Genomic DNA, 5128 nt, shown 5'->3' with positions numbered 1-5128 from the left:
CACAAATCAATTGTGGACGTATCGGAATTCGTCTTGCCGCTGCAACGAATTCCGATACGTCCACAATTGATTTGTGCAATTCAGGAATAAACTTGTGCAAGTGACCAAGAATAAAGCGAGTAGATAAATGTTCATACCCATTATCTGGTGCTGTGGTACATAACGATCCTCCACGTGCAACAACATCTTTGATACGTGCAATCATATGCGCGTATTCATGTTCAGAAAAATAAGGATTTAATTCATATCCAGCACACTCATCACCCAACAATTCTACTGCATCTACACGCAATACCTTTGCATCACGTTTGATAAGCGCTTCGGGCAATACCAACCACTGTGCACGTTTTTCAAAACAATTAGGAATATATAGTGTTGATTTTCCACTCAAATCAATCACCAGAGCTGTTCCTGGTTCGTTTACACCAGTGTAATAGAAAAATGTTTTATCTTGTCTAAACCGCTCAGAACCTTGCTCAAAAGCCCCAAATAGTACAACAATGCCTTGTTGGATGTGTGAAAATTCCGTTTTTATTGATTCAATAAGTTCTTTACGTCGTAATGCATACACAGAACCTTCATCAGCACGTGGCGCTAATCCGCCAAAAAAATCTTTCATATATAAAAACCTTTACTATTTTTTCATTAGAACGGACGACGATCTGATAATGCTTTAAATACTGTTAAACGATCCATACCCTCAAGCGATGAACCTACTGGTAACCCACGCGCTAAACAAGAAATTACAATATCTTTTCCTTTTAACTTTCGTGCAATATACGTAGCAGTTGCTTCACCTTCAGGCGTTTGATTCGTAGCTAAAATCACTTCTTTTATTATTTCATTACCAACTCGATCAACCAATGCATCAATGGTAAGATCTTCTGGCCCTATACCTTCAAGTGGAGAAATCGAACCTCCCAATACATGGTATACACCTAAGTATCCTTTTGTTTTTTCTATCGCAAGTATCTCTTGCCATGTTTCAACAACACATACAATTGTCTGATCTCGTTTTGCAGATGAACAGAAAATGCACATTGATGCAATTTCTTGCCAGTAAAAACAGGTAGAGCACTTTTTTAATCTTTCTTTTGCTGCTTGCAGCGATGCACAAAATTGGGCTATTTGCTGTGGTTGCATTTCCAAAAAATGTGCTGTAACACGATACAAATTTTTCGAAGCAAGATATGGAACCTGCTGTAACACTTTTAATAAATGAGCAAGCGTCGGTAATTCTTCTAACATAGTTATACCAATTTAAAATAAGCCATTAGTCTTGCTTGAATAAAACCAAAAACTCTGCCCGCACAAATATACAACGTAAGTCCTGCTGAAAAACTTGCAGTAAGCGCTCCAAAAACAAACGCCATTACAATTTTACTCATTCTTTGTTGAGGATCGCCTTTGGTATCTTGAATAAGCATAGTAAGAGTAACTAAAATGGGAAGAATAAAATAAGGATCACGTAATGAGAGGTCTGGAATCCATAACATTGGCGCTTGATACAATTCAAACGAACTTGAAAGTACACGACTAAGTGCAAAAAAGATAGGCAATTGAATTAAAAGTGGCAACAAACATCCAAGTCCCGGTAGTCCATTTTTACGTATCAGTTCAGTACGTTCTGCAAGCAACTGATCTGGATTATTTTTAAAGCGCTGTTCAATATACGCCAACTGTCTTTGATATTCCATCTGCTGTTTTTTAAATTTTTCCTCGTTATTGCGCAGCGAAACAGGCAGTAATAACAGTTGAATCAGCAATGTTAATGCTATAATTGCTAACCCATAATTGTGTAGATATTTGTAAAACCAATTGAGAAAATACAACATTAGTTTTGCTAATGACGAAAGCACACCAGAATAATCTAACGTTTTTTCTAAACGTGTATCAACGGCAGCAATTGCATCAAGCTCTTTTGGACCAAAATAAAATGATAACTGCCATGATGTTTTTTCTGTTACAGTAGGACCTTCAAGAATTGAAAACAAACGAGTTCTGTCTTCCAATTTATAATATGCGCGATGAGCAAAATTATTATCATCTGTAATGAGTGTATGTATAAAGTAACGATTATCTGTACCAAACAATATTGGCTTAAACCACCCACTGAATACATCTAATTGGTTTACGTGTTTTTTTGCAAACACATTCGCTTTATCAATTACAATTGACGAGATAATGTCATTATCCTTAAGATCGGGCATACATGGTGCAGGAAAGAAAATGCGAGGCTCTGCTTGAATGTGTTCGCCATTTTTCGGCGCAATCTCAATTAACAGATCAATTTTAGGCTTGTTTTTATCAACAATAAAAATTTTTTGTACTACACACTCATCATTACCACCAGCATAGATTAATTCATGCGCTTGGTCATTTTCTTGCGCAGAAAGCAATATATAGTAGAACGGCGTCTTATCTTGCAATGCTACAAGAAAACAACGATTTGCACGATCTGTATCCGTTACAGGAAACACCGTACGAATTGTTTTAGTACGGCCATCCGACTCACGATTAAAATCGACACTATCAAGCGATGCGCCATCAGTTGAAAAGCTTAACGCTCCCCATTGCGTTTCAAGATCTGTTATTTTTCGTTGAGATGTGCGTTTTTGATCAAAAAAATCGACCTCTACATTGAGCGGCTTATATTCTTTTTTTTCTTTTGGAGCAACAAAGCTTGATTCTACTTCTTCTTTGGCAGTACTACCAGGAAAAAAATAATTCAATGCAAAGACCGTTACTAACGCAAATCCGACTGGTACAACCAAGTCTCTCATATTCATATACGCACCTCATTAAAATATAATTGGGAAAACCATCGATGCTATTATCACACTACGAAACAGACCGATATAACTTGCAATTGACTAATTCAGCATAATGATGATACCATAAAAATGATTTTTCACCTAGCGCACTGCACAACTTACTCGATAAAAAGTAAAGAACAACAGCGCACACCACAAACGTAATAAAAATTAAAAAAAGGATGAGTTATTATGAAAATGCAAAAAAGAAAATTCCGCATCGGCGAACTTGCAAAAAAACTTGAACTTGAACGATTTGTTGTACGCTTCTGGGAAAAAGAGTTCAGCATAAAAACAAAACGCTCGCAAGGAAGTCAACGTTTTTACGATGAAAACGATCTTAAAAAATTCGAACTTATCAAACGACTTCTCTATGAAGAAGGCTTTACCATTGTTGGTGCAAAAAAGAAACTTAAAGAAAAACCATCCACTAAAGGTGAATCTATCATTGCATCACAAAAAACAACAATGGAAGAATCTACCAAACATGTGAACAAGTCACCTGAAAATGAAAAAATTGAGCACCTCTCGCAGCAAATTATCGATTTAAAGGATAAATTGCGTAAATTACGAGAGATGCTCTAAGTTTTTATTCTATAATTTGTTGCGACATATTAAATTTTGGACCTTTAACTAAATCCTCAAGTGTGAAGGGAACACCAGCCTTACTTGATCTTTTAAAAGGATTACGATGAGTATGATCATTTTCAAATTTCATAATATACAATGATACCAACACTCGAATGCCACCTACTGTACCGCCAATTATTTTCCATGGCATTGTTCCCCATGCAAAAAACTTTTGGACAATCGCTGTGCACAGATAATTGAATGTGCTAAACCAAAAAAATTCTAGTCCCATTCTCACCTTTGCGTGATTATTAGGCCCAAACCACTTTGATAATTTGCCGACGTCAGAATGACATGAATCAAAAATAGGATAATGATATTGATCAAATAAAGTACATCCTGTACTACACGCAATTAAACCGGCTGTCCCTTGCAACAAACCACTTGTTTGACTATGCACCAAATCAGGTACTATCATAACTGGCAAATATGAAATCAATAACAACAATTTATCCTTCATTTTTTCAAACTTTGTAGGAGAAGTAATATCCGTTGTTATTTGTGCATTTTTAAATAATTCATTATTCACAATAAAATCTTTTTTTTGCCGTAGCAATTGAATATGTTTATCTTCTATTTTAAAACGATTATCAATACCATCACTATACTCTCCATCCTGCCATGAATACTTTCCATTATTGGAACCTTCAACAATAAGTCTTAACAACTCTTCTTGCTCTTCAGTCATATCCTTCAGATCTTCATGTGTAAAATAATATTTCATTCCTTTGGTATGAACGGTCCTGGAACCTTTAAGCGAATCATCCGTTATCAAATTATCAAATCGCGACGACATCTCAACACCTTTTTGTGTTACATAACGAAACACAGAAAGTGCTTGGACAGTGGGCACACTTATAAGAACCGCAATCATTTTATCACGAGATACATTTTTATTAACTTTTTGTTCTTTTTTTTGCGGAAAATTAAAATGATTTGGAAAATGCAAAGCAGGCTTAATCTCTTGAACCCCCTCATTAAACTTGGTATCAAAAAAACCTCCATGATCTTCATAAGAATCAGGAAGATAAAAACACATATAAGTAAAAGCATCTTTGTGAAGAGCAAAAGTCACTAACACATTATGCTTTGATAGAATCTCTACCTCTTTAGCAACTTCTGGCTCTAATGCATCAAATTCTTTGCGTACATTACAAAGCGTAATATCAGGGATACGTCCAATAAAATTGATTGCATCAGTAGCGATTCCCTTACATGCAAGTATTTGCCGAGCTTTAGGATTATTAGCACAATCATCCCGGGCAAACAAAGTATTACGCTCTTTGCGTACTATAGACCCTGCATTACCTTCAGTCATTGCAAAATATCGACCAAGTCTACGACACTTTTCTTTATCTACCATTGCCAAGTCCATTGCATATGCAGTATGCATCGCCAGCAATATCACCACATTAAGCGCATATCTTTTCACAAACACCATAATCCTTATGCATATAGAAACATTTTGAATAATTCAATCTATTATAAATCTTATCAATATTATTATTTTACGCAAACCGAAATATCCAATAGACATGCTTGGTTTTTACTCATTGTTTCTTGTGTGAAATTACGATATCATGTCTTTCACCTAATTTAAGATAAGAAACAACTAAATCAGCTCGCCCTGAGTGCCACGCAGTGGTGTATCGAAGGGAAGGTGAAAAATAAACAAGGTAAAGTTT

5 protein-coding genes are annotated in these 5128 nt (G+C 35.7%); 1 reads left to right on the top strand and 4 read right to left on the bottom strand.

From position 1 onward, the window contains the following. From VJJ26_00920 to VJJ26_00910, 3 genes are all read right to left on the bottom strand, one after another. Positions 1-619 (bottom strand): aminopeptidase P N-terminal domain-containing protein (locus VJJ26_00920; protein ID HLC06724.1); only part of this gene is annotated, 619 nt, incomplete at its 3' end. Between the two features lie 26 nt (positions 620-645). After that, complete coding sequence (gene recR, locus VJJ26_00915; GenBank protein HLC06723.1) at positions 646-1248, bottom strand: recombination mediator RecR; 603 nt, start codon at positions 1246-1248, stop codon at positions 646-648. 2 nt (positions 1249-1250) lie between these two features. Then, a complete protein-coding gene (locus tag VJJ26_00910) occupies positions 1251-2789 on the bottom strand; it encodes a YidC/Oxa1 family insertase periplasmic-domain containing protein (protein HLC06722.1) in 1539 nt (512 codons plus the stop codon). A gap of 216 nt (positions 2790-3005) precedes the next feature. Between VJJ26_00910 and VJJ26_00905 the strand changes: the two genes are divergently transcribed. Further along, entirely contained in the window at positions 3006-3398 is a 393-nt protein-coding gene (locus VJJ26_00905) for a MerR family transcriptional regulator (GenBank protein HLC06721.1), read from the top strand. 4 nt (positions 3399-3402) lie between these two features. On the opposite strand, the gene VJJ26_00900 is transcribed toward VJJ26_00905, so the two are convergent. Then, complete coding sequence (locus VJJ26_00900; GenBank protein HLC06720.1) at positions 3403-4875, bottom strand: hypothetical protein; 1473 nt, start codon at positions 4873-4875, stop codon at positions 3403-3405. Positions 4876-5128 lie beyond the last annotated feature (253 nt).

The sequence above is a fragment of the Candidatus Babeliales bacterium genome, from assembly GCA_035288105.1.
Lineage (GTDB): Bacteria > Babelota > Babeliae > Babelales > Vermiphilaceae > SOIL31.
Note: the sequence above shows the minus strand (reverse complement) of the source record. Positions and strands in the feature narration are given on the sequence as shown.